Origin of the sequence: Murinocardiopsis flavida, from assembly GCF_003014485.1 — a bacterium.
GTDB lineage: Bacteria > Actinomycetota > Actinomycetes > Streptosporangiales > Streptosporangiaceae > Murinocardiopsis > Murinocardiopsis flavida.
Window position 1 is genome coordinate 18,590 of sequence record NZ_PYGA01000024.1, and the last position, 24,058, is coordinate 42,647.

Here is a 24,058-nt window from a genome sequence, read left to right on the forward strand (position 1 = left end):
TGGCGGGGGCGGCTTCGCTGTGGTTAGCCCGGCACGTCACCTCCGCCTTGCGTAGGGCCGGGGCGTGGCCCAGGCCGATGACTCATCGAGCCGCCTTGCGGAAGCAGTGGGCGTGGTGGGATGCCCGGACCTGGGGTCGGAAGCCGGGCCGGGCCGGGGTCAGGGTGTCGCCGGTCCGAGGCGGGTGAGCCGGTCGGTGACCTGGGCCGCCTCAGGGGCGTGCAGGGCGGCGAAGATGTCGTGTGCGTCGCGCAGGCACCGGCTCTCGTCCTCAGGGCGCTCGCGTGCGGCGGCGACGTCGGCCAGGGCGCGCATCGCTGCGCCGGTCTGGAACCGGTGCCCGGCCTGCTGCGCTTCTCGCACAGCATCAGAACCGGTGTCTTCGGCCTCCTCGTGGCGGCCGAGGGCGAGCAGGATCGCGACCCGATCGATGAGCGTCTGAACCACCTGGAACGGGTCGGGTTCGGCCAGGGTGGTCAACCCCTCCAGGGCGTACTCGCTCTGTTCGCACGCGGCGTCGGGCTGATTGGCTCGTGCCAGCGAGCGGGCGTAGAGCCGCCGTTGCAGCGCGATGCCGCGCGGCTTGCCGATAGCTTCGTGCAGCTCGATCGACTCCTGATGCTTGGGCAGCGCCTCCTCGGGGCGGCCGGAGGCCGTCAACGCCACGGCCATCACCTCCAGAGAGGAGGCGGTGCCTTGGGGGTCGTCCAGGGCCCGCCAGAGCGATAGTGCCTCGGCGCCAAGCGATGCGGCGACCGCGAATTGGTGCTGGCACATCGCTGGAGCGGCTTGGAGCAGCAGTGCATAAGCGCGGGCGCGGGTGTCGCCGAGCGCGGTCGCGGAGGCCACCGCGAGCCCGGTGATCTCCTCCCATGCCTCGTAGGGGCGGTGGATGGACCCCCAGGCTTTGCACGTTTCGGCCAGCTCCCCGACTTGCCGGTAGCGCTCCAGGTCCCAGCCGAGCTTGACCAGTGCCCGCACCGTGGTGCCTTCGGCGTCCCACCAGGCCAGCGCCTCAGCCCGGTCGGTGAAGCGGGGGACCTCGGCGCGGGTGAACACCTCGGCCAGGCGCCACCGGCTGCGGTTCAGCGCCCGGTCCGCACCGGCGGCGGTGAGCAGGTAGTGGTCGAACAGCCGGTCCAGCGCTGCGTTGGTCTCCTCATCAGGGAGTTCGGCGGCGAGGTCGCGGGCGTGGTTGCGGGTCACATCGTGCATGGTCCACGCGTCGCCGTCCACGTGCGTCAGGCTCATCGCGGTGAGTAGGACGAGGTGATCGTGTGCCTGGTCAATGGTGGTGTCGGCGAGTGCGGCGGCGGCTGGTGCGGTGTAGCGGGTGCCGGGGTGCAGGCCCAGCAGCCGGTACAGGCGCTGGGCGCCGGGGTCGGGTACCTGGGAGTAGGAAGCGGACAGTCCGGTGTGCATGGAGACCTCCGTTGCGGGTCCGGTTCGTGTCGAGCGGTGGCGGGTGATCATGGCGGCGACCGTCTCGATGGGCTGGTCAGGGGTGATGGCCATCAGTGCGGCGGCCGTGCACAGCGCGAGCGGCATGCCTGCGCACAGGGCGGTGAGCGGGGCGAGGTTCGTTGCGGCGGTGATGGTCCCGGGAAGCAATCGGCGCAGGAGTTCGGTCGCGCCGGATTCAGGGAGCGGGTCGACGCGCAGGTAGGCGGCGCCGTCAGCGAGCAGGGCGGGCAGGTGGGTGCGCGCGGTTGCCACGAGCACCGAGTCCGCGCCCGAGGGGATGAGTGGACGGATCTGGTCGGTCGTGGCGGCGTCGTCAGCCAGGACGAGGATCCGGCGGCTGTGGGTGAGGGACCGGTAGAGCGCGACCCGGTCCGACATGGTGTGGGGGACGAATTCGGCCGCGACCCCGAGCCCGCGCAGCGCCGCACCTAGCAGTTCTCCTGGGGGCACCGGGCTACCGGATCCGCCGCCGAGGGAGAGGTGCAGGTGCCCATCGGGGTAGTGCTCCGCGATGTCGTGGCAGGCCCGCACCGCGAGCGAGGTCTTGCCGACGCCGCCGATTCCGACGAGCACCAGGAGGCGGGTGGTGCGTCGGGCGCGGTGGAGCTGGGCCAGTTCGGAGCGGCGGTTGGTGAAGCGGGGCGGATCGGGTGGGAGCTGGCGCGGTACGGGCGGCGGCCGCCAGTGCGGCGCGGCCACGGTGACCGGGCCGTGGATCGTCCCGGCCTGGACCGTGACCCCGTGTGCGCCGGAGATGTGGTTGGCGGTCATCGGCTCCCGCTCTGTTCACTTTCGGCGATGCGGCGGGCGGTGACGATCTCGCGGAGCTGCGCGACGGGATAGCGGTGGCTGCGGCCCAGCGTGCGCAGCGTTCTCAGCCGACCCTCGGTCACCCACCGGTTGACCGTTACCGGGTGGACATTGAAGAATCCCGCCACCTGCTCGGTCGTGAGTGATCCGCTGGTGCGGTCGGTGTCGGTGATCGCGGTGTCGCGGCGCTCGGGCCTGCGCTGTGCCTGCCTCAGGAGGGTGAGGGCATGGTCGGGAATGTGGACCTGCTCGGCAACGAGCTCGGTGGGGATCGTGGCGTGCGCGGCGAGGTCGGAGATGATCTCTATCGGGATCCCTGTGGTCGTGGCGACCTCGTGCAAGGGGGTCAACGGGAGCACCTCCGCGGATGGCTGGATGGCGGTTTGGACGATGGGGAGGAAAAGGAGGCGGACCAACAGAGTTCTCCTATTCGCGGGTTTGGGTGTCGCGGCCGGGCGGGGAGCGACAGCGGCCCCAGCGCCAGCTGGGATCGGACCCGCCCGGCCGCGACGATCGAGGGCCGCCCGGCTCTGGGAGGGATGGAGGCCGGGCGGCCGGTCAGGGAAGGCGGGCGTTATCCCGCATCCATGAGTTCGGTGAGGCGCCCCGCGACGGTGTCCTGGTCGGGGGAGCCCGTACTGGCGAGGATGGTGTGGGCGCTCACCGGCCGCCCTCCGGTGCCGCCGAGCCCGCCCCGACGGCGTCCGCGCTGTCAGGGCCAGCAGGCAGAGCGCCGTCCTCGACCTCCGCCAACGCCACGCGCAGATCATCGCGGTCCAGCGCGGTGCACTGCCGCACGAGCAGGGCGATCACCCCCGAGCGGGCGCTCCCGGCATCGGCGAGCAGGCCGTGGACCCGGTCGGCGATGTGCTCCGCGCGGGTGGTGCGCGACCAGTACAACCAAGCCCGATTGACCTTCGTACGTCGCACCAGACCCTTGCTGTGCAGGACCATCAACGCCGCGGAGGCGGTGCTGTAATCGCGCCGCCTGTGGTGGTGGGTCATGGCCTCGCAGACCTGGCGCACCGTCATCGGCGCCCCTGTCTGCCAGAGGGCCTCCATGAGGGCGGATTCCAGTGGTCCCAGGCCCGTCATCGGCGCACCCCGACCGCTCGGGGCCGCTGGCCGCCGCGGACGCGGAATCGTACCCCGGCGCCGACCAGCGCCCTGTGGATGTAGCCGTAGGACATGCCGGTCCGCTGCGTCAACGTGCGGATCGAGGCGCCCTGGTCATATGCAGTCACCAGATCCGCGGGGGAGGGGCGGTCCTCGGGTGGCACGCGGCTGGTCGTCCTGCGGCGCAAGGCGATGCCCTGGTCGGTGAGGATGGCACGGATCTGGCCATCGCTGAGTTCGGTGCGCGCGGCGATGTCGACCACACGGAGCTCTTGATCCTGGTAGAGGCGGGCAATGGCGGCGGGCGCGGTAGGCGACGTGTGGGTCATCGGCGGCCAATCGTGTGCGTCACGGGGTGGAACTGGATACAGGGGATCGGGGCGGGCTTCCGCTGATGAGGGCTCTGCGGGCCCGGTGCGCGGCGGAGTCGAGGACGGCGGCGGCCCGGGCGGCGAGGGCGTCCTCTGCTCCGTCCGGGGCGACGAACTCGATGGCGTCGGGCGCGGTCGAGGTGCTGCTGGGCAGGCACCAGTGCAGGTGCCCGGCCGCGTCGGTGCGCAGGGTGACGGTGACCTCGCGGCCGAACCGGGTGAGCGTGATGGAATCGGTCGCCTCGCTGGTGCGCAGGCCGTGTTTGGCGCAGGCGGCGTTCAGGCGCTGGCGGCGCTGGGTCGCCTCGTCAGGGGGTTTGCGGCGGTTGGGGTTCATGACTCCGGTTCGGGTGTGCGTGGCAGGGGGTGGCCGGCCACCGGACTACGCCGGCTCGCGAAGGCGCGCCAGGGACGCGGCGTAGCGGGGGCTCTCGAAATCGGTCGGGGCGATGTTGTCCGGCCCCCAAATGGAGCGCAGCATGCTGATGCGCCCTGCGGGGTCCATGTCGGCGTGGAGTGCCGCGGTGACCCGGATGCGATAACCGGGGTGGTCGGCGTCGTCGCGCTCGATCCGCACCGGCATGCAGGCCACGGTGCCGTCGGCATTGGAGCGGACCTCGCCCGCTTCGATGCGGGTGTGGGCGTCCACGAGGCCGCGCACGTAGTCGTCGAGGTCAGCGCCGCTGACAGGGTCGGACCCGATCGGGTCGGCGACGCGTGCGCCGGGGGCGAAGGCGTGAAGGGCCGCGGCTGCGTCACCGCGGTTGAGGGCGGCGGCGAGGGCGCCCAGGGCGTGGTCCATTCATGTCTCCGTTCGGGTGAGGCGCGCCGTGACGGCCGCTGCAATGGTGGTGAGGGTGGGTGCGCCGCGGTCGCCCGTCAGCTCGGCTGCGGTCAGGGTTTTCAGTTCGGGGTGGAGGAGTTGCAGGCGGCTGCGCAGCCCCATGAGGGACAGGGAATCGAGCCCCGCGTCGGTCAGGTCCCCGTCATCGGGAATGTGTGCACCGCGCTGCTGCGGGAGCGCGGTGTCGAGCAGCACGCGCACCGCTGCGATCACCGCGTCGTGGTCGTGGCGTTCGACGGCCTGGACCAGCACCGCCGCCGTGTCGATCGGGGCTGGTCGGGGTCCGGGGCGCGACCACGCGTGCGGAGGCAGCGCCACCACGGGGCGCATCGCGGGGGTGGGGAAGTGGGGTATGAGGCCGCGGGTGTAGGTGTGGGCCAGCGTGCGCAGCAGGGCGGTGTGCTCGTCGGTGGCGGGGTCGCCGCAGGCCAGTACTGAAGGTTCGCCGTGGGCGGGCCGCTGGGTCAGGGTCGCGGCCAGGGACGGGGCGAGCACGGGGTGGGCGCCGATCTCGATGACTAGTAGGTCGTGGTCCCCGGCCTGGCCGAGGCTGGTGTCGATAGCTTGCATCGCCGCATGCAGCTGCACCGGCGCCCGGAGCTGCAACCCCCAGTACCTCGCGCCCAGTTCGGATCCCGCGACCGGGGTCGCGGTCCCCGGCGACCAGAGGACGGGGGTGGTGGTGTCGCGGGGGGCGAGTCCGTCCAGGCGCTCGGTGAGCCGGTGCGCGTGGCGATTCAGCACCGGGGAGTGGGCCGGGGGCGCACCGGGGACCTCTTTCGCCCAGATCCCGGCGGCGTCCAGGCGGGCGCGCAGGGCCGCGAGGTCGTCATGCCCGCCGGAGAACACCGCGAACGCGGGCCCGTTGACGGCGGCGAGGGTGACCTGCGATGTGCGGGCGATGCCGGCGGCACGATCGGCGGGGAGGTCGGTGGCGAGCATCCCGCCTTCGTCGGCGGCCTGGGCCAGCAGCGCGGAGCGCTCGGCCGCCACCCGCGCCGTGTCGTCCAAGGTGAGTGCGCCCGCGGTGTGGGCGGCGGCGACCTCGCCCAGGCTGTGGCCCAGCACCACATCGGGGACCACACCCCAGGCGGCCAGCAGCGCGGTCAGCGCGATCTGGTGGGCGACCAGCGCCGGATGCGCCACGGTGAGGTCGAGGGCGTCCTCGGGGGCGGGGGTGCGGCGGTGCCGGTCCAGGGCGGCGCGGGCGCTGCCCGCCGCTGCGGCGAACACGGGCTCCATGGTGGTGAGGCGGGCCCCCATACCGGGGGAGTGGGCGCCGTGCCCGGCGTAGACGAACACGACCGTGGGACGACGCTCCGCGGTGCGGGGTCCGATGAGGGCGGGGTGGGCCCGCCCGGCGGCCGCGGCCTCCAGCGCGGCGGCCAGCTCGCCGGTACCGGTGGCGACCACGACCGCGCGCTCGGGCAGGTGGTCGCGGCGGTGCACCGCGGTGGCCGCCACCGCGGCCAGACCCGCCGTGCACGCGGGCGGGTCGGTGAGTGCTGCGGCCCACCGGGCGGCGGTTGCGGCCAGCGCACCGTCGGGCGCGGAGATCGGCACCGCCACCGCCCGGTCCCCGTCCTCGGCACCGGTGACCGGGTCGGGGTCGGGTGCCGGGGTGTGTTCGATGATGACGTGGGCGTTGGTGCCGCCTAGGCCGAACGCCGACACCCCGGCCACCCGCACGCCCTCGCGCTCGGGCCAGGGTCGCAGGCGCGTGGCGACCTCCAGCCCGAAGCGGCTCAGCGCCGGGAGCGGGTGCGTGTGGTGCGGGGTCGGGGGGATCTGGCCGTGCTCGGCCGCCAGGACCACGGCGATCAGCGACACGATCCCCGCCGCCCCCTCAAGGTGCCCGAGGGTGGCTTTGACCGAGCCCACCACCAGGCGGTCGCTGTCCGGGCGGTGCCGTCCCAGGACCGCGCCGAGCGCGGAGGCTTCGACGGCGTCACCCTCACGGGTGGCGGTGCCGTGCGCTTGCACGTACCCCACCGCCGCCGGGTCCCGGCCGGATTCGGCGTAGGCGCGGCGCAGCACCGCGATCTGCCCGTCCCGTCCCGGTCGGGCCAGGCCGCCCGGGGAGCGGCCGTCGGAGCTGAGCGCGCTGGCGGCCACCACGGCGCGGACCCGCGCGCCCCGCTTGGCGGCGTGCTCGGCCGATTCCAGCACCACGACCCCGGCGCCCTCGCCGCGGACGAACCCCTCCGCGGCGGCGTCGAAGGGGCGGCACCGGCCGCCGGGGGCGATGACCCCGGAGGTCTCGAACATCCGCGTATGGGCGTCCATGCCGAGCCAGTTGACGCCGGCGACGATCGCGAGGTCGACTTCCCCGGCGGCCAGCGCCCGGCGGGCGCGGTGCAGCGCGACCAGCGACGCCGAACAGGCCGCGTTGACCACCTCGGCCCCGCCGCGCAGGTCGAACGCCCAACTCAGGCGGTTGGCGAGCATGCTGGGCAGGGCACCCGCGGTGTCGACCATGGTGGTGCCGTAGGAGCCCATGCGCAGGATCACCTGGTCCGGGCAGGACGACCCCACCCACACCCCGGTCAGGGAGCCGCGCAGGCTTGACGGCGCGATCCCGGCATCCTGGAGCGCTTCCTCGGCGGTTTCGAGCAGGACCTGCTGCTGGGGGTCCATTGCCGCAACCTCGTCCGCCGTCAGCCCGAAGTGCGCGGCGTCCACCGTCAGGTCGTCGGGGCGCAGGATCCCGGCGGGCAGCACCGGGGCGCGCGGGTGGTCCGGTGCGGGGTCGGTGATGAGGTCGCGGCCCTGGGCCAGCGCCGCCCAGAACTGCTGCGGGGTGGTGATCGCGCCGGGCAGGCGGCACGCCATGCCGGTGATCGCGACGCGGGTCCCGGTCACCGCACCGCCCTCCACACCGCGACCGACCCGTGCAGGGTGAGGCGGACCCGGCGGAAGTGGCCGCGCAGCACCGCTTCCAGGTCCTCACGGGTATCCGCGGTGTTGTCGAACCATCCGCGCTTGTTGTAGTTGTCCATGGCGCGCGGCCCGTACCGGGTGGGGCGCACCCCCGCCCCGCCCGCCAGGATCGCGGCCCCGCCGAAGACCCCGTCGAAGCGCAGGGCGCGGGCGGCTTCGGCGACGAGCGCGGCCTTGCCGCGGATCCCAGGGACGTCTTCGCTGGGCAGGGTGTGCATGACCATGCACGCGACCACGGAGTCGAGGCTGCCCGGCTCCACCGGCCACGGGGCGAGCGCATCGGCAAGGTGGGTGCGCACGCTTGCCTCCGAGCGCAGCCGCGCTTCGGCCACGCGCAGCGGGCCGGGGTGGACGTCGAGCAGGTGCAGGACCTCGGGCCGCGCGAACTGCGGCAACCGCCGGAGGAAGTGGCCGTTGCCGGGCCCGACCTCCAGGTGGTGGCGGCCGACGCACTCGCGGTACAGCCGGTGCAGCACCGCGTTGGGGATGCCCCACAGGTACGGGTGGCTGAGGCGGATCACCAGCGGGGTATAGGCGAAACGCAGGTTGCCGGGGCTGTACAGGCGGCCGTTGGAGGATGGCGGGAGCGGACCGTTGTCGGGCATGGCGGAGCCTCCTGTGGGGGTGGGGAGGGCGGGGCGGTGGTGCGTCTCAGACCGGCAGGAGCCAGTCGGCGAATGAGGTCGGGTTGTCCAGGGCGGCGATCCACCGGTCGGCCAGCGCGGGATCGGCGGCGGCTCGGGCGGCCATCGCCATGACCTCCGGCGGCAGCGCGCCGGAGTGGAAACCCACCACCATGTCCACCAGAGACCGCAGCGCGCGCCCGTGCACCTGCCAGTAGGCGTCGAAGGTGTCGTCCATGAACGCCTGGTCGAAAGCGCCTCCGGTGCGGGCGCGGCCGACGATCTGCTCCCCGTACACCGCGGCCATGATGGTCGAGGCCATCCAGCCCTGCCCGGAACCGGGGTCGACGTCGAGCAGGGTGTCGCCCAGCCCCAGCACCGGGACGCCGCAGGGCAGCCAGCCGACCGGGCGCCGCACGGCCGGTACCACCCGGGTGTGCACGGGCGGGGACTGCGGCACCGCCGCGCGGCACCGCTCGGCGACACCGGGGGCGAACTCCCGCAGCCGGTCGGCCAGTTCGCCCGTCAGGTCGACTTCGCGCGTCAGGTCGGCGTGGCGCTTCTCGTAGCCCGGCCAGCAGTCGAACGCCCCGCCGGCCGCGCCGATCATCAGGACCGCGTGGGCGGGGCCGTGCGCGGTCAGGGTCGGCACCACGAACACTTCGCCGTGCGGGGTGCTGAGCACGGTGGTGTCGGCCGCGCCGGGGGCGACGTCGTGCAGGACGAGCTGGGTGGTGGCGCGGCTGCGCACAACCGAGGTCCGGCGGCCGGGGTCGGTGCGGAAGAGCTGGCCCAAATCGCCGCTGCCGACCGCGATGACGATCAAGTCGTAGCGGCCCAGGCGCCCGAACCCGTTCACGTCGTCGAGTGTCACGCCGCGGGTGTAGATCGTGCCGCCCCGGTCCTCCAGCGCCTCCAACCAGTCAGAGCGCTTGATCCGCGGATCCACCGCAATCCCCCCGGCCCTGGGCAGGTGCCCGGTGAACTCCAGCTCACCGTGCTCGGCAGTGCTGATCGCCAGGCTCACCGACCGGAACGCCGGGGCGACCCCGAGGGGGGAGGGGGACTCGCTCGACCAGAAGTCGAGCCCGGCCGCACGCTCGGCCCGCAGCGTAGTGGGCAGCGTGAGCTGAGTCAGCACCCCGGGCCCGCGCCGGATCTCCGCCGGGGTCTGCTGGCTGAACAACTCGACGTCGATACCCCGGCCGCGCAGGCCATGGGCGAGCATCAGCGCCGATTGCCCCGAGCCGACGACCATCACCTTCATCGCGCCGCCCCTTCGGTGACCGCGCTTGACGCGGCGGCCTCGCCCCTATGAATGGCGTAACGCAGCAGTTCGCGCAGCGCACCGACGACGCTGGCGCGGTTGCGCACGTCGCACACCACGATCTGCACGGTCTCCGGCAGGTCCAGGAGCTGGCGCACGCGGGCGGTCTCGGGGATCGCAACGCCGTCGAGGTCATTGATCAGCACCACGTACGGGGTGCCGTGCTGTTCCAGCAGGGTGACAGCCTCGTAAGCGGAGGCGACCTGGGCCGGGTGGGCGAGCACGATCGCGCCGGCGGCGCCGCGCAGCAGGTCGTCCCACATGAAGGAGAAATCGATCCTCGCCGGGGCACCGAACAAGGCCAGCGTCAAGCCGGCGTTGAGGGCCGTGCGCCCGAAGTCCATCGGCACGGCGATCGACACGGCGGTGGGCGGGTCGTCATCGTCATCGACGAGGCGCATGCGGTCCTCCGTGCGCACCGGCGGGATATCGGACACGGCGCCGATGAGCGTGGTCTTTCCGGCGCCTGAGGCACCGGCCACCACGATCTTCACCGCCTCGGGAGTTTCAGAGGTTTTCCAGTTCACGCAGCACTCTCCCCAGGGTGTCTCGGCTCGGATGGGCGGGCCCCATGTCCAGGAGTTGTGCGCGGACCAGGTCGGAGATCAGGGGCCTCACGACGCCACGCGGCATGGCCGTGCGGATCACCAGGTCCATGGCGATGATGGGTTCGCCGGCGGCGCGGCACGTGTCGTACAGGGCGCCGTGCCAGTCCGACAGGTCCGGGCGGGGCGCCGCGGGGCGGCGCACCCACACCATGGAGTGGTCAACGACGAGGATCCGGGGGCAGTCGTCGCCGGGGGCGCGCCGCAGGTGCAGTCCGGGCGTGCGCTTGGGCAGATCCAGATCGAGGTCGTTCATCGAAGCCTCCGGGTGCGGCGCGGCTGGGGGCCGGGGGGCCGCCGCCGATCGCGGCGCGCGAAGCGTCGCCCGCGCGGGAAGAAGAGGAAGAACATGGGGCCGAGTGTCGAAGGCCGTCGGCCGAAGGGCCATCCACCGGGAGAGGGGCGCCGGCCCACAGCGGGATGGACCGGGGACGCACAATCTGCTACACGGCGGCCGCCTCGGGCGGGTCGTCGCCCGGATGGGACAGTAGGTAGCGGTGCCCGTCCACCCGATCGAGGAAGTTGCGCCTGATGATCCGCTCTGTCGTCTTCGACGTCGGCGAGACCCTGATCGACGACACGAGGGAATGGAACCGGTGGGCGGACTGGATCGGCGTCCCGCACCACACGTTCTCCGCGGTCCTCGGCGCCGTCGTCTCCCAGGGGCGCAACAACGCCGAGACGTTTGCGTACTTCCGGCCGGGCGGCTTCGACCGGCTTGCCGAGTTGCAGCGCCGCGAGGCGGCCGGCGTCGGGGAGCTCATCGAGGACCAGGACCTGTACCCGGACGTGCGCCCCGCGCTGAGCCGCTTGCGCGAACGCGGCGTGTGGGTCGGGGTCGCGGGCAACCAGACGGCCCGCGCGGCTGCGCTGTTGAGAGGGCTGGATCTGCCCGCCGACGCGATCGCGACCTCAGGCGAATGGGGCGTCATCAAGCCCCACCGGGAATTCTTCGCGCGGGTCATCGCGATGGCCCCGGGAGAGCCCGACGAGATCGTCTACGTCGGCGACCACCGGGATCAGGACATCATCCCCGCGCGCGCGGCCGGGCTAGGGGCCGTCCTCATCCGCCGCGGGCCCTGGGGCCACCTGTGGGCCGACGACCCCGCGGTCACCTCCCAAGCCCAGGTGATCGACTCCCTCACCGAACTTCCGGACCTCCTTCGCCCGCAGTGACCGCCAGGAAGCCCGCCGCATGCGCGAACGTCCGCGCCGACTCCGACCCGGAACCCTCGGCCCTGGCCAGAGCAGCCAGGACAGCACGCACGTCGGGGTGAAGCCGGACGTGTTCGGGCGCGATCCTGTGCGCCTCCTCCAGCGCGTCCAGTGCGGACTCGCGACGGTCGGTGAGCAGGTGGGCGCGCGCAAGGTCGATGTGGAAATGCGACCGCCGCTCCGCGGGGATGGAAAGCGAGGGAACCCAGCCGGCGGCCGCCGCCAACGCCCGCTCCGGTGAGTCCAGACCCAATTCGAGAGTGACCTCGTGGATCCGCACCGATCCCGGACCGAAGGCCGTACCGTCATAGACCGCCTCATCGACCCGCCGGGCGACGGCGTGGGTCTCGGCCAGGTGGTCTCGGGCGCGCCCGCCCGCTCCGGCGCGCGCCGCGAGCACCGCCGCCCGCATGTGCAGCGCCCCGTACGCCGCGGCAGCCCGAACCGAATCACCGGGTTGGACACCGCCGGCGGCCCGCTCCAGCATTCGACGCCCGTCCTCGAAGCCGCTCGATGCGAAGAAGACCTCTGCGCGGACGTACTGTGCGGCCGCGCGGGTGCATGGGTCCTCGGCCTGCTCGCTCGCCCACAGCATCACCTGGATGATCCGCGCCGAGAGGTCGTAGGCCCCGTTCTTGTCCGCGACCGCATCGGCGGCCCGGTAGCACTGCACCAGGAGTCGGGCGATCTCATATCGGCGGGCGCCTTGCTGGCGCTCCAGGGCTCGGGTCAGCTCAGGAATCAGTAACGGCAACCGAGACGTGACCTGCGCATACCGGGAGTTCAGGCGGTGGCCGACCACCTCGGACACGGCCGTTCGTAGAGCGGGCATCGGGCGGACCGGGCCGTCGTCGGGCAGGTCGTAGACGGCCACGAGCCGGCGCAGCGCTGCGGTCTCGGGAGGCTCGGCTCCCGCGGAGGTCGGCTCGTGGGGGACCAGTGCACCGAGCCGGTGCAGAGCGCGGCGCGCTTTGGCGAGATCGTGCACCGGTTTGCCCGCTTCCAGTCGGGAGACCGTGCTCGGGCCGAGACCCGTGATCAGCGCGATCCTCTCCTGGGTGATGTCGACCTGGGCGCGCAGCATCTGCACCACCCGGACCAGGTCGAGGTCGGCCACCGCGCGAGCGACCCCAGGGCGCTGCCAGAACCCGGACGGCACACACCGGCACGTCGTGCCGATCTCGCGGCCGCACACCGGACAGGACATCGGTGGGTCGGGGAGCGGAGGTTGCATCAAGCCCGCCAGGGTTCTGGTGTGGAAGACCGCCGGCCCCGGGGAGGGGGTGGGGTCGGGCGGTCGTTTGCGGGGTGCCGCCCGCCCGGGGATGCGGCGGGCGGCACTCGCCCCAGGCGCCCCCTCGTGGGTCCTGGGGTCCGCGCGCCGCTCCCCCCGCAGGCAGCGCGCGGAGCATGGTGGTCAGCGCGGGGCAGGAGGCGGTCCCGTCTGTGGCGCGTCGGGGTGACGAGTCGCAAGAGTGAGGAGTACCCCGCAAGGGGTCTCGGGATGCTTATGCCGCAAGGGTGTCCTCAAGGTTGCCCTCCCCTTTCCGAAGCTCGAATCCAACCTGGGTACGGCCTGGTGAGGAGCTGATGGTCCACGCGTCGGCGATTGCCACGACCAGGCTCAAACCGTAACCGCCTTCAGCCTCGGCAAATGGGCTGATAAGGCACGGGAGCGGTGCGGTCGGTTTTTCAGGCCGCGGCCCGGTGTCGGCGACCACGACTAGCACGGCGTCTGTTCTCACCGCGACGGTGACCGTGTAAGCCCCGTACTCGTCGCCGCTTCTGGAATGTCTGACGGCATTGGTGGCCAGCTCAGAGACGAGCAGGCTCAGAACGTCGGCCCGGTCGCCAGTCAGCCTGGAGACAGCAACTGCCCATTCACGGGCTACTGCCACGCCACCTGGGACGCCGGCGAACGCGACCTCGTACACGCTCGGCGGGCACTGCATCGTCACCACCATCTTGAATCACCTCAACTTGGGGTTGATTCCGTTGAGACGCTAATCCGTGAGAAACATCTCGTTAGGGTGAGAGTATGTACACGCGTAGTCGCTAGTCGCAAGTAGTACGAGGGAATTATTCCTCAGGACTATATGCGGGAGTTGGTTCCACGGGGTTGGATGGGGGAGACTGGGACGTACTCAACTCTCCTGGAGGTTCCCTGTGTCTCGTGCGGCATCGGTGTCGCAGCGGATCGTCGCCCGAGTGATGCGCGATGCACGAACAAGGGCCGGCAAGACTGCCGCCGACGCGTCCGCCAGGGCCGGGTTCGCGCAGGGGACGCTGTCCAAGTACGAGCGTTCTGAGAACCCTTTCCCGGTCTCAGTGGTCTACCGTCTGGCTGACTACTACGGGTTGACCCCTGAGGACCGAGACAAGCTGTGTGATCTTGCTGGGCAGAAGGCCCTGGGATGGTGGCACGTCTACCGGGAGATTCCGGATTGGTTCGCAAGCTACGTTGCGTTCGAGGCCGAAGCTGAGCAGCTTCAAAGTTGTGAGAACACGACCATCCCTGGACTGCTCCAGACAGCGGATTACGCGAGGGCTCTACTCTCCGCCGATGTAGACGCTGGTACCCCAGAGCAGATCGAGAACCAAGTCGAGGTTCGGATACAGCGACAAGAGCGCTTGGTCGGAGAGAACCCCGTGCACCTCTCTGCGGTGTTTGATGAGGTGGCGCTGCATCGTCAGGCGGGCGAACCTGACGTCATGCGGCACCAGTTGGAGTCGCTCCTTGAACAGTCGCAGCTGTCGAACGTCGACCTACGAGTCCTCCCATTTGATGCTGGAGTCCACACCGCGAGTGAGAACAGCTTCATGATTATGAAGTTTCCGAATGTTATTGCTGGTGTGGACTTCGTCGACGTGGTGTACGTGGAGTACAAGCTGGGCTCTCTGTACCTCGAAGACGAAGCCGAAACCTCCGGGTTCAGTCGCGTCTTCGAGCGGCTCCAGGAAGTCGCGTTGGATCCGGAGCAGTCCGTGAAGCTCATTCAGAGGATCATGGACGAGCGCTATGCATAGGACCCCCGATAGGAGTAGCAAGTGAACGAGATCCCGCCCGGTATCTGGCGCAAGTCCAGTTACAGCGGTAGCCAGGGCGGTAACTGTGTCGAGGTGGCCGATACCCCCGGGTTCTCTGCGGTGCGTGACACGCAGAACCGGCAGGCCGGTCACATAGTTGCGCCGTCTGCCCAGTGGGCGGCGCTGGTTGCTGCGGTGAAGGTCAGCGCATTGTAGCGACGAAGGGGTTCCCCGCCATGCCTGTTGGCGGGGAACCCCTTCTGCTATAGGTGAGCCTACGCTGTCGGGTCGGCCCGATGAGGGCTCTCGGATGGGCTGATGCGGTTCTCCGGTCGATCCACCCACAACCAGTTCCCGCTGGGAGCCACGGTCACCCCGAGGCGGTCCCGCCCTGGTCGGCCCGCTGCCACCCACGCGGCACGTGCGGCGCCGATCTCCGCCCACAGGTCCCGCGGGCCGCACCGCTTCGCCTCATACGGCCCGCTGGCCGGGGTGTACTCACCGAGCGCCCACGACCCACCGCCCGCACGGTCGAACACGTACACCGTGGCTTCTCCGGCGGCCGCCGTGTTGTCCTCAGCCGCCTCGTAGGAGGCGTATCCCAGCCCTGGCACTAGGTGCCCGAGCACGATCGCCCACCCCGGGCTGCGGTCCGTCACCCACCGGGGAGACGTGGTGGTCGTCCCGTTCACGGTGGCCGGGTCGGACTCGTCGACGAACGCCGACGGCCCCAGGTACTCCGGACGGTGCGCCCGGAGCATCATGAACGCGGCGTCTCCGACCAGGCGACCGTGCACACCGGCGCCGGGCACCACCTCCAGCCGCAGCAGCGCCGACTCGGCGAAACCCGGGCCGGGCGCCCACGGGGTGACGATCACCCCGCCGGGGCGGACCTGATCCAGCCACGTCGTAGGGATATCGCGTACGGCGACGGTCGATATCAACCGGTCGAAGGGTCCGCGGCCGGTCTCGGCCTCGCCGTCGCCGACGATCAGCGTGGGCTTGTACCCCAGCGAGTGCAGGTTCTCCCGCGCCGCCGCGGCGACCTCCTCATCGACCTCCACGGAGACGATGCTGTCGGATCCCACGCGTTCGCACAGCAGCGCGGTGTTGTATCCGCTACCGGTGCCGATCTCCAACACTTTGTGCCCGTCCTCGATGTCGAGCGCGTGAAGCATGGCGACGACGAGCGACGGCTGGCTGATGGAACTGGTGGGGGTGCGGCCGAGGCTGTCGGACGGGCGGCCGTTGTCCACCTGGGTGATGAGGCTGACGTCTTCACCCAGCCAGCGCTGCACGTCGGAATCGGTGCGAGGGTAGGGGCGGTACTCGTTGTCGCCGCCGGTGTCGGCCCACACGGTCGCCGGCACGAACGCGTCCCGCGAAACGGAGAGGACGACGCGGTGCCAGGCCGGGTCTTGGATGGCGCCCTTGGCGGACAGGACGCGAGCGATGCGCGACCCGGGTGCAGCGGGCGTCACTTGGGCTTCTGCCCGTCGCCGGATTGCGGCGGGACCCCCTCGGAGCCGTGCTTGGTGCCCTCCTGGCCATCCCCGCTGCCGCCCTGCCCGGAGTCGGTCGGCTGGTCAGGGTTGCCGTGACTGCCCATAGTGGCCTCCTGAGATGGGGCGGTCCTGGCACGACGGTAACCGGTCGGTGGCGCGATGTCAGCGGGACCGGCCGGTCCCGGCCAGGCGGGGTTACGCGGCGGTTCGCCGACGTGCCCCAGCTAACCAAAGGCGCGAAGCTCACCGTTCGTGGGCTCTCGTCGGAGTTGGCCATCATCAGCCTCCGGCTTAGCGAAGCTGAAGGCGGGCACACCGCCGGAGCCGGTGGTCGGCGTCACGTCCCACTGGGTGAGGACGACCCGATCGAGAATCCCTCCGCTTCGACCATGCGGGCCTCCCATCGCCGATGATCGCCCGCGTGACTCTGACGTCGGCGGCCGCTTCGGTCACGGACCTTCCTTGTCCTGCTCGATGATGGCTCGCACTGTCGCGATCTCGTCGGCGGTGCCGGGATGGTCTTCGAGATACTTCTCGGTGTGCTTGAGCATGAGATGCGTTTCACGAAGAAACCCGCCGAGTGCGTTGTCCTCGGGGTTGGTCCAAGTGCAGTACGGGCAGGTCACGGTGAGCATGGCAGGCTCCTTGGGTTCTGTAGGGCGCACTCTTCTCTGCTGGATCGAGGTCGGGTCCAGACTGAACGCCTCGGAGTACTAGAGACCGGTGGTGGCGGGAGCGGGCCGTCGCAGAGGTGGATCAGTGTTCGATGACGCGGTTCTCAAGCCGATCCACCCACAACCAGTGTTTCCCGCCAAGGGCCACGGTCACCCCGAGCCGGTTCCTCCCCGGTCTGCCCGCCGTCACCCACGCGGCACGCGCGGCGCCGATCTCCGCCCACAGTTCCCGCGGGCCGCACCACTTCTGGGCGATTACGGCCGCCATTCCTGCCGATACCTCTCGTCAGAGTCGTAGGCGGCAGCGAGTCGGCGAAGCGTCGCCTCATGACACGCCAGTACGCCGCCCTGGGTAGTCGCGCTGTCGTCAAACGCGTCCTCGGCCGCAGTCACGATCGTGCGCTTGGCCTCAACATCAGCGGAGAGCTGTGCGGGATGTACACCGGGCGGAAGGTCGGCAGCCCTGTGAAGAAGCGTCGCGTAGGTTCTCGCGTCTTCGTCCAGCACGGTGCGCAGGAACTTAATCAGGTCGTCCACGGGTACCTCCCCAACTTCACGACGAGTCTGGCCGCCAGGTGCAAACGTCGGTTAAGCGACGAGGCCAAGGCCAGCAATGCCTTCGGAGAGCAGCTGCTCTTGGCTGTAGAGGATCTGCCCGTCGCTTTCAGCGCGGGTCGCGGGAACGACCTCCAAGGCGCCGTCTGAGCCGCGGAGGATTACCGCGTCGGACCCGGCGTACAGCAACGCGAGCACGAGCTCGGGCGGGATCGACATGCAGCTGCCTTTCGGACGTCATCGGAAGAGCCCCATTCTCTCAGCAGGAGGGGACGAGCGGAGCGGAGTCAACAGAGGCAGGCAGATCATGACGGCACCGGACATGTTCGGCCCGTTCGACACAATCGAGATCGGTTATCTTGCCAGCGGTATCGGGCCCGGCACTGGACGGCGCGCGCCATCCCGGGACGACTCCGAATATCTCACAGGCAACCGAACCCGGATTGTCCCCGGGTAGTCGACGTGCGTCTTGGGGCGTTCGAGGTCCCCGTCTCGCCAGACCCCCGACAGCCACAGGACCGCGTGTCCCGCCGCAGCAGTCAGCCCGCAACCGCGAAAAGCACTTTCGTCGCGCTATCGCTAATCGTTGGGAACCATGGAGCGGTGCGGGGCGCCTGTCATGGTGAATTCTGTGCTCGCTAGAGAAGTTCCGACGAACGCGAAATTCTCCCGGCAGTATTCGCAAGTAGCACTTACCTTATGGTTATATCTTCCTTATGGGTGCATCCAGTAATCGGTTACTATTGGATCCTTGTTGCTCTCCGTATTAGCGTCGGCACTCCGGATGGGTGAGGTTGAAGTCGTGTAGTGAGGTAGCCGATGGTTTTGGGGCGTTCTTTCGTCACACTGGGCGCGGGCGTGCTGATGATGATCACGCTGGGCGGCTGTGCGCTGATGAGTGAGAACGAACCGTCGGCCTCACCTGCACCTTCCGGAAACCCGTCTCCGTCGAAGTCGACGTTGAGCACTGAGGACGCCGCCCTGGAAGCGTATGAGGGCATGTGGAGCATCGTGGTGGAGAATTCGCACACCACGGAGCCGGATGTCACCGATCTCGATCGGTTCGCTAAAGGTGAGGCGCTGGAGCTTGCCAAGCACGGTTTGGGAGCCGAGTCCGGTGAAAATGTGATTGCACGTGGCGAGCCGGAGTTCTCGCCTGAGGTCACCTCAGTTGATGAGAAGAACGACTCCGCTGAGATCAAGGACTGCTTGGATTCGACCAACTGGTTGCGCGAAGACGCCGATACTGGCGAGTTGATCGAAGAGGAACCCACTAGCCCGATTCGCCGCACGGTAGAAGCGACGGCCGACTACGACGGGCTCACTTGGCGGATCTCCCAACTGCGCATCTTTGAGCAGGGCTCATGCTGAGAGGCGCGAAACGGGTATGCGTGGTTGCAGTCGGAGCGGCGTTGATTCCCGCTGTGGCGTGGGCTGACCCCGACTACTTTTCAGGCCAGACCGAATGCGGATCGGACGGCTCGGGTCCCGGATGCCAGGTCGGTGCGGAGTCGGGGGAGCGCAATCCAGGCGATGCTGGGCGCTCCGGCGGTGATCCAAGCGCGGGCGGGAACCCGGGCGGCGGTGAAGCGGCTGCGGAAGCCGAGCCGGCCTGTGAGGAGGTCGGCGCTGGCGCGCAGGAGTGCGAGGCCGGGTTCGATCAGGCGGGGCTGAGCGGTGATGAACCTGCCGTTGATCCGGTCGAGGTGGCCAACAACGCCCGCGACTCTCTCGTGCTGCCTGGACCGGGGATGGCCACGTCGCCGGGTGCGGATGCGCCGGTGCTGGTCCGGGTTCCGGTGTGGCTGTGGGTGGATGACGAGTCCTGGCGTTCGGAGTCGGCTGAGGCGGAGGTCCCGGGCGGGTCGGTGTCGGTGACCGCAACGCCGACGGTGGCGGACTGGTCGATGGGTGATGGGTCAACAGTCTCGTGTGAGGGCCCTGGGGTGCCGTTCACCGCGGGACGCGACGACCCGGCGGCGGAATCACCGGAATGCGGCCACACCTACACGCGCGCCTCGGCAGGGGAGCCGCAGGGCGCCTATCGGGTGGGGGTGGAGGTCACATGGGAGGTGACCTGGGAGTCCTCGGAAGGCGACGGCGGTGAACTCGAACCGCTGGTCACCTCGGCGTCTGAGGACCTGGATGTTGTCGAATCGCACGGATTAGTGGAGGACGCGGGGTAGGTGGGGGTGCCCTGAACTTAGGGAGGAGTTCAGGTCGATGGCAGGAGCAGCAGAGAAGACCAAGACAACGCGCGATCAGGATGCGCCAGTGCGGCTAGTGGGAGCAGGACCGCGCCGCTGGCGGTGGCTCGCAGCCGGCGCCGGACTGATGGTGCTGGGTGCGCTGGCCACCGTGATGGCGCTGGGTCAGATGGACCAGCGCAGCGGCGTAGTGGTTGCGGCCCGCGACCTTGAACCCGGCCACGTCGTGGGCGAGAGAGATCTGATGGTGGCCCAGGTCGCGGGCGCAGACGACCTGGCGGTGATCCCGGCGGGTCGGCTCGGCGCTCTGGTCGGGCAAACGGTACTGACCCCGGTCGGTGAACGGTCCCTCATTGCGGAATCGGCGGTGGGGGAGGGTGCCAAGCATCCCGGGGCGGGTGAGGCGGTCGTCGGCGCGAGCCTCGCGGCGAACCAGTTTCCCGCGTCGCTGCGCAGCGGCGCCCAGGTCTCCCTGGTCATCGCCGACCAGGGTGAGCGCGGTAGTGGCGGCGACGCATCAACGGAGAACTCGCCGCCGTCCCCGAGCGCTGAGGCCATTGATGGACGCGTGCAATCGATCGCCCCGCCGGGGAACGGAGGCGAGGTGACCCGGGTCGAGCTGGTGGTGGATTCCGTAGATGCGGCCGAGGCAGCCCGTGCCGCATCGGGCGGATCCCTCACTGTCGTCGAGGTCTCGGGGGGTGGGCGCTGATGGCCGCCACAACAATCGCTGTGTTCTCCCTCGGGGGCGCCCCGGGCGTGACCACGCTTTCGTTGGCTTTGGCCGCGACTTGGCCCGCGCAGGGCTCGACCGTGCTGGTGGAGGCCGATTCGTCCGGGGGCGCGATCGCGGCCTGGCGCAGGATGCCGACCTCCCCCGGATTGGTGGACCTGGCCGCTGCCGCGCGCACCGGTTCCGCGTTCGCACCGGAGCAGGACGAGACACTGCTGCGATGCACGCAGACGCTGCCCGGTGGGCAGCGGGTGTGCGTGGCGCCGGCCACAGCGGATCGCGCCGGCGGGGCGGTCACCCTGATCGCCCAGCACCCGGCCGTCCTCGCTTCAGCCTCGGGGCCGGTGGTCGTGGTGGACGTGGGACGGATGACGCCGCGCTCGGCCGCGGCGCATCTGGCCGCCGCTGCGGATGTGGCGGTGCTCGTGGTCGGTGACGATCTCGCCCAGCTCAAACGCGCCAAGGAGGTTGCTCCCGCGCTGCGCGCCGGTTTGCGCCGGTTCGGTGTTGTGGTCGCAGGTAACGGAAACGGGGACTGGCAGATCGCGGAGGCGATCGCCGCCCCGGTGTGGGCACGGCTGCCCCAGGACGTACGGGCTGCGGCATTTCTTAGTGGCAGTGGCGCCGCCTCCCAGCTGCGCCGTCGTCCGTTGATGGCCGCGGCCCGCCGCCTTGGCCACACGATCGCTGAGGGTGTCGCGCCGGAGCCGGTGGCGGTGAGCACACCATGACCGAACCGATGAGGATCGGCCCGGCGCGCCTGGTCGACCCCGCGCACGAGAAGACGGTGCGCGACTGGAGCCGTTACGTCAGCGCCGAAGTGGTGCGCTGGCTCAGTTCTGATGTCGCCGATGGCCATGTGCTGGAGGGCGAGGAGTACCGGCGCCGCGCCGAGCGCACGATCCGCCACGTGCTGGATGAGAGTGCCCAACGGGCGCTGTCCCAGGGCCGGCCGGTGATGGATGCGGTCACGGAGCAAGAGGTGACGCGCCGGGCCCTGGCCCAGGTGTGCGGACTTGGGCCGCTCCAAGAGCTGCTGGACGATCGTGACATCGAGAACATCAACCTCACCGGCACGGCCGTGTGGGTGCGGTACGCCGACGGTCGGCGCGAGCAGCGTCCGGCGGTGGTGGGCAGTGGTGAGGAACTGGTGGCGCTGGTGCGCCGTATCGCCGCGCAGTCGCCGGCGGGGGAGCGGCGCTTCGACCCGGCCGCGCCCATCCTCGACATGCCACTCTCCGACGGGTCCCGGTTGAACGCGGTCATGGAGGTGTCCAGCGCCCCGGCGGTCTCCATCCGTCGCCACCGCTACCGCACCACCACTCTGGGCGAACTGCGGGGCCTGGGCACGGTGGACGCGACACTGGTGGCACTACTACGGGCCGCGGTGCGGGCCCGGCGCAACATCGTGATCACCGGCGGCACCGGCGCCGGGAAAACGACTCTGTTGCGCGCGTTGGCCGCCGAGGTCCCATCATCGGAACGTCTGGTCACCATCGAGGATGTCGCCGAGCTTGGCCTGGAGCGCGACCGCGCCGCGCATCCGGATGCGGTGGCGTTGCACGCTCGCCCGCCCAATGTGGAGGGCGCCGGGGAGGTGACGGTGGCTGAGCTGGTGCGGGCCGCGCTGCGCATGTCGCCGGACCGGGTGATCGTCGGGGAGACCCGCGGAAGCGAGACCGTTCCGCTGCTCACCGCCATGTCGCAGGGCAACGACGGCTCACTCACCACCCTGCACGCCGCCTCATCCGAGGGCGCGGCATCGAAACTGGGGGCTTATGCCGCCCAGTCGGACGAGCGGTTGCCGTTGGAAGCCACCGCGCTGCTGATCGCCTCGGCGGTCCACCTCATCGTGCATCTGTCGGCCGCCCCGGCAGGCGATCGGGTCGTGACCAGCGTGCGCGAAGTCGTCGGCGCCGAAGGCCAGCGGGTGGTCTCCAACGAGATCTATCGTCGCAGCCGCGCGGGCGAGGTGGTGCCCGCCGCCCCGCCCAGCCCCGAGACCATCGAGGTGCTGGCCGAGCACGGCTTCGAGATCGCCCGCCTGGTGGGCGGCGTTGAGGGGTGGTCGGCATGAGCCCCCCGGTGGTGGTCCTGACCGCCGTGCTCGGCGGTGCCGCGTTCGGGCTCGGTGTCTGGCTGTGCCTGCTGTGCGCCGCGGTGCCGCTGCGCCGAGCGCGTGAACGGGCGCACTTCGCTACGGAGGATCGGCGCCGCCGCGTGGCGCGCCTGGCCGGTGCACTCGGCGCCGGCCTCGTGGGGTGGGTCCTCACCGGCTGGCCGGTCGCCGCGCTTCTCGCCGCCGCCGGGGCGTGGTGGCTGCCCGTGCTGCTCGGCCCCGACCGAGGCCACGCTCAGCGCCTTGCCCGGGTGGAGGCGGTGGCCTCCTGGACCGAGCAGATCCGCGACCTGATGGCCGGCGCCTCCGGGCTACAGCACGCCATCACCGCCACCGCCCCGATTGCCCCGGCCCCGATCCGATCCGAGGTCGCCCGGCTCTCCGACCAGCTTCGCGCCGGCCGATCGCCGGAGACGGCGCTCGCGGAGTTCGCCAAGGCGGTCGCGACCCCCACGGCCGATCTGGTGGCCGCAGCCCTGTCCAGCGCGGCCAGCCGCCATGCCGCCGACTTGGGATCGCTGCTCTCCAGCCTGGCCGAGGCGACCCGGGAGCAGGCGTCCATGCTGGTGCGCATCGCCGCGAGCCGGGCGCGGGTGCGCACCGCGATGCGCATCATCGTTGCCGTCACCGTCGGCCTGGCCGCCGGGCTGCTGGTGTTCAACCCCGCCTACCTGGCGCCCTACGACAGGGTCCTCGGCCAAGTGGTGCTTGCGATGATCGGGGTCCTCTGGGCGATCGCGCTGACGTGGCTGGCCCGCCTTTCACGCACCGACCTGGGCCCCCGCATCCTGGACCCTCGGCCCTCGGCGCAAGCGGGGGTGGGGGCATGAGCCCGCTCCTGCTTGCCGCGGCCGGTGGCGCCGTGTTCGCCGCCGGTGTCTGGGTTCTGCTCGCTCTGCGCTTCGCCCGGCCGCGGTTGGCCGAACTCCTCACCGATCCGCCCCCATCGCCACCGCCGCGGACCAGCACATCAGGGTCGGACGGGTGGACGGCCCGGCTCGGTGCCGCCGGCGCCCCGGCACTTTCGGCGCTGGGCCTGCCCACCGCCCGGACCGGTACCCGGCTCGCCGTCTGCGAGCGTGACGTCGCCGGATACCTGGCAGAGAAGACCACCACCGGGCTCCTCGGCGTCGTTGTCCCGCCGCTGCTGGGCGCGGTGCTCCTGCTCGGCGGGATCAACACCGCCTCGTTGTACGGCCTCACGGTGTGGGCACTCTTTGCCGCGGTCGCCTGGTTCGCCCCGGACCTGTCGCTGCGCGATGCGGCGGCCAAGCGCCGGACCGCGATGCGCCACACCGTGGCGGTCTTCGCCGACCTGGTCGTCATCGCCTTGGCCGGCGGCGCCGGTGTCACCGGCGCACTGCATGATGCCGCGCAGTCCAGTACGAGCCCGGCCATGACCCGGATCCGCACCGCGTTGCGGGCTGCGGCCGTGCGTCGCGAACCCCCGTGGCAGGCACTGCGGGCGCTCGGGGAGCGCTACGACGTCGCCGAGTTCGCCGAGCTGGCCGCGAGCCTGCAACTCGCCGGGGCCGATGGCGCCCGGGTACGCGCCTCGCTGGCCGCCAAATCCAAGTCCTTGCGCGCCCAGCACCTGGCCGCGCTCGACGCCGACGCCCAGTCCGCCACCGAACGCATGAGCCTGCCGGTCGTCCTGCTGTTCGCCGGGTTCCTGCTCCTGATCGGCTTCCCGGCCCTCAGCCTCATCCTGACCAGCCTCTAGACCCCCATGGAGGAATGACCAGAATGCTGAACCGACTCACCGCTCCATTGGTGCAACGCATGAGCACGCGCCGCGCGGATGCGGGCTATTCCACCGAGGCGGTCGTGGTCATCGCGCTTCTCGCCGTCCTCGCGCTCGGCGCACTCGCCCTGATCAGCGACGCGGTGATGGACAAGGCCGAGTCCATCACCCTGGAGTGA

Annotated in this window: 29 protein-coding genes; 11 read left to right on the forward strand and 18 right to left on the reverse strand. The window is 70.7% G+C overall.

The genetic code is table 11. The annotated features are described in order from the left end of the window. Positions 1-159 precede the first annotated feature (159 nt). The 11 genes from CLV63_RS26590 to CLV63_RS26640 form a co-directional block, all read right to left on the reverse strand. Positions 160-2,235 carry a tetratricopeptide repeat protein gene (locus tag CLV63_RS26590; RefSeq protein WP_106585972.1) on the reverse strand — a complete coding sequence of 692 codons (2,076 nt, stop codon included), beginning with the start codon at positions 2,233-2,235 and terminating at the stop codon, positions 160-162. After that, entirely contained in the window at positions 2,232-2,690 is a 459-nt protein-coding gene (locus CLV63_RS33775) for a helix-turn-helix domain-containing protein (protein WP_170134333.1), read from the reverse strand. Before CLV63_RS33775 ends, CLV63_RS26590 begins: the two co-directional genes overlap by 4 nt. Before the next feature lie 244 nt (positions 2,691-2,934). After that, positions 2,935-3,369, reverse strand: coding sequence for a BlaI/MecI/CopY family transcriptional regulator (locus CLV63_RS26600; RefSeq protein ID WP_106585974.1), 435 nt, complete (start codon positions 3,367-3,369; stop codon positions 2,935-2,937). Next, positions 3,366-3,719 (reverse strand): helix-turn-helix domain-containing protein, encoded by a 354-nt coding sequence (locus CLV63_RS34735; protein WP_245929073.1) that lies wholly within the window; start codon positions 3,717-3,719, stop codon positions 3,366-3,368. Before CLV63_RS34735 ends, CLV63_RS26600 begins: the two co-directional genes overlap by 4 nt. A gap of 19 nt (positions 3,720-3,738) precedes the next feature. Next, the gene (locus tag CLV63_RS26610) at positions 3,739-4,098 is read right to left on the reverse strand and encodes a hypothetical protein (RefSeq protein WP_106585975.1); all 360 of its coding nucleotides are present in this window, start codon (positions 4,096-4,098) and stop codon (positions 3,739-3,741) included. 45 nt (positions 4,099-4,143) lie between these two features. Then, a complete protein-coding gene (locus CLV63_RS26615; RefSeq protein WP_106585976.1) occupies positions 4,144-4,563 on the reverse strand; it encodes a nuclear transport factor 2 family protein in 420 nt (139 codons plus the stop codon). Continuing rightward, positions 4,564-7,467: a beta-ketoacyl synthase N-terminal-like domain-containing protein gene (locus CLV63_RS26620; protein WP_106585977.1), complete on the reverse strand. Its 2,904-nt coding sequence runs from the start codon at positions 7,465-7,467 to the stop codon at positions 4,564-4,566. Further along, positions 7,464-8,150, reverse strand: a complete 687-nt coding sequence (locus CLV63_RS26625) for a class I SAM-dependent methyltransferase (RefSeq protein WP_106585978.1) — start codon at positions 8,148-8,150, stop codon at positions 7,464-7,466. The genes CLV63_RS26620 and CLV63_RS26625 overlap by 4 nt, the downstream gene beginning before the upstream one ends. Positions 8,151-8,196: 46 nt before the next feature. After that, positions 8,197-9,435, reverse strand: coding sequence for a styrene monooxygenase/indole monooxygenase family protein (locus CLV63_RS26630; protein WP_106585979.1), 1,239 nt, complete (start codon positions 9,433-9,435; stop codon positions 8,197-8,199). Further along, on the reverse strand, positions 9,432-10,022 hold the full coding sequence (locus CLV63_RS26635) for a GTP-binding protein (protein WP_170134334.1): 591 nt from the start codon (positions 10,020-10,022) through the stop codon (positions 9,432-9,434). Before CLV63_RS26635 ends, CLV63_RS26630 begins: the two co-directional genes overlap by 4 nt. Further along, positions 10,003-10,356 (reverse strand): hypothetical protein, encoded by a 354-nt coding sequence (locus CLV63_RS26640; protein ID WP_106585981.1) that lies wholly within the window; start codon positions 10,354-10,356, stop codon positions 10,003-10,005. Before CLV63_RS26640 ends, CLV63_RS26635 begins: the two co-directional genes overlap by 20 nt. Before the next feature lie 275 nt (positions 10,357-10,631). Here CLV63_RS26640 and CLV63_RS26645 point away from each other — a divergent pair, with 275 nt between their 5' ends. Continuing rightward, complete coding sequence (locus tag CLV63_RS26645) at positions 10,632-11,276, forward strand: HAD family hydrolase (protein WP_106585982.1); 645 nt, start codon at positions 10,632-10,634, stop codon at positions 11,274-11,276. Here the strand turns inward: CLV63_RS26645 and CLV63_RS26650 are convergent. Both CLV63_RS26650 and CLV63_RS26655 read right to left on the reverse strand, forming a co-directional pair. Beyond that, entirely contained in the window at positions 11,242-12,432 is a 1,191-nt protein-coding gene (locus CLV63_RS26650) for a helix-turn-helix domain-containing protein (protein ID WP_170134335.1), read from the reverse strand. The genes CLV63_RS26645 and CLV63_RS26650 overlap by 35 nt on opposite strands. A gap of 391 nt (positions 12,433-12,823) precedes the next feature. After that, positions 12,824-13,279 (reverse strand): ATP-binding protein, encoded by a 456-nt coding sequence (locus CLV63_RS26655; RefSeq protein ID WP_106585984.1) that lies wholly within the window; start codon positions 13,277-13,279, stop codon positions 12,824-12,826. 247 nt (positions 13,280-13,526) lie between these two features. On the opposite strand from CLV63_RS26655, the gene CLV63_RS26660 reads away from it, so the two are divergent. Then, positions 13,527-14,342: a helix-turn-helix domain-containing protein gene (locus CLV63_RS26660; protein ID WP_106586043.1), complete on the forward strand. Its 816-nt coding sequence runs from the start codon at positions 13,527-13,529 to the stop codon at positions 14,340-14,342. A 21-nt stretch (positions 14,343-14,363) separates the two neighbouring features. Beyond that, the gene (locus tag CLV63_RS26665) at positions 14,364-14,558 is read left to right on the forward strand and encodes a DUF397 domain-containing protein (protein ID WP_106585985.1); all 195 of its coding nucleotides are present in this window, start codon (positions 14,364-14,366) and stop codon (positions 14,556-14,558) included. Positions 14,559-14,617: 59 nt separating this feature from the next. Here CLV63_RS26665 and CLV63_RS26670 read toward each other — a convergent pair whose 3' ends face one another. The 5 genes from CLV63_RS26670 to CLV63_RS26690 form a co-directional block, all read right to left on the reverse strand. Continuing rightward, on the reverse strand, positions 14,618-15,823 hold the full coding sequence (locus CLV63_RS26670; RefSeq protein WP_106585986.1) for a methyltransferase domain-containing protein: 1,206 nt from the start codon (positions 15,821-15,823) through the stop codon (positions 14,618-14,620). Next, positions 15,820-15,951, reverse strand: coding sequence for a hypothetical protein (locus CLV63_RS35075; RefSeq protein ID WP_281260766.1), 132 nt, complete (start codon positions 15,949-15,951; stop codon positions 15,820-15,822). The genes CLV63_RS26670 and CLV63_RS35075 overlap by 4 nt, the downstream gene beginning before the upstream one ends. Before the next feature lie 345 nt (positions 15,952-16,296). Then, positions 16,297-16,482: a hypothetical protein gene (locus CLV63_RS26675; protein ID WP_106585987.1), complete on the reverse strand. Its 186-nt coding sequence runs from the start codon at positions 16,480-16,482 to the stop codon at positions 16,297-16,299. Positions 16,483-16,776: 294 nt separating this feature from the next. Next, on the reverse strand, positions 16,777-17,058 hold the full coding sequence (locus CLV63_RS26685; protein ID WP_106585989.1) for a DUF6221 family protein: 282 nt from the start codon (positions 17,056-17,058) through the stop codon (positions 16,777-16,779). A 51-nt stretch (positions 17,059-17,109) separates the two neighbouring features. Continuing rightward, positions 17,110-17,295, reverse strand: coding sequence for a hypothetical protein (locus tag CLV63_RS26690; RefSeq protein WP_106585990.1), 186 nt, complete (start codon positions 17,293-17,295; stop codon positions 17,110-17,112). Positions 17,296-17,934: 639 nt separating this feature from the next. Here CLV63_RS26690 and CLV63_RS26695 point away from each other — a divergent pair. The 8 genes from CLV63_RS26695 to CLV63_RS33780 are packed head-to-tail and all read left to right on the forward strand — an operon-like array spanning position 17,935 to position 24,058. Next, a complete protein-coding gene (locus tag CLV63_RS26695) occupies positions 17,935-18,447 on the forward strand; it encodes a hypothetical protein (protein ID WP_146165669.1) in 513 nt (170 codons plus the stop codon). A gap of 53 nt (positions 18,448-18,500) precedes the next feature. Continuing rightward, positions 18,501-19,262 carry a hypothetical protein gene (locus CLV63_RS34740; RefSeq protein ID WP_245929074.1) on the forward strand — a complete coding sequence of 254 codons (762 nt, stop codon included), beginning with the start codon at positions 18,501-18,503 and terminating at the stop codon, positions 19,260-19,262. Positions 19,263-19,299: 37 nt separating this feature from the next. Further along, positions 19,300-19,995, forward strand: coding sequence for an SAF domain-containing protein (locus tag CLV63_RS26705; protein ID WP_106585992.1), 696 nt, complete (start codon positions 19,300-19,302; stop codon positions 19,993-19,995). After that, the gene (locus CLV63_RS26710) at positions 19,995-20,747 is read left to right on the forward strand and encodes a hypothetical protein (protein WP_106585993.1); all 753 of its coding nucleotides are present in this window, start codon (positions 19,995-19,997) and stop codon (positions 20,745-20,747) included. The genes CLV63_RS26705 and CLV63_RS26710 overlap by 1 nt, the downstream gene beginning before the upstream one ends. After that, positions 20,744-22,093, forward strand: a complete 1,350-nt coding sequence (locus CLV63_RS26715) for a CpaF family protein (RefSeq protein ID WP_106585994.1) — start codon at positions 20,744-20,746, stop codon at positions 22,091-22,093. The genes CLV63_RS26710 and CLV63_RS26715 overlap by 4 nt, the downstream gene beginning before the upstream one ends. Next, complete coding sequence (locus CLV63_RS26720) at positions 22,090-22,965, forward strand: type II secretion system F family protein (RefSeq protein WP_106586045.1); 876 nt, start codon at positions 22,090-22,092, stop codon at positions 22,963-22,965. Before CLV63_RS26715 ends, CLV63_RS26720 begins: the two co-directional genes overlap by 4 nt. Then, on the forward strand, positions 22,962-23,858 hold the full coding sequence (locus tag CLV63_RS26725; RefSeq protein WP_106585995.1) for a type II secretion system F family protein: 897 nt from the start codon (positions 22,962-22,964) through the stop codon (positions 23,856-23,858). The genes CLV63_RS26720 and CLV63_RS26725 overlap by 4 nt, the downstream gene beginning before the upstream one ends. Positions 23,859-23,917: 59 nt before the next feature. Next, complete coding sequence (locus CLV63_RS33780; protein ID WP_170134336.1) at positions 23,918-24,058, forward strand: hypothetical protein; 141 nt, start codon at positions 23,918-23,920, stop codon at positions 24,056-24,058.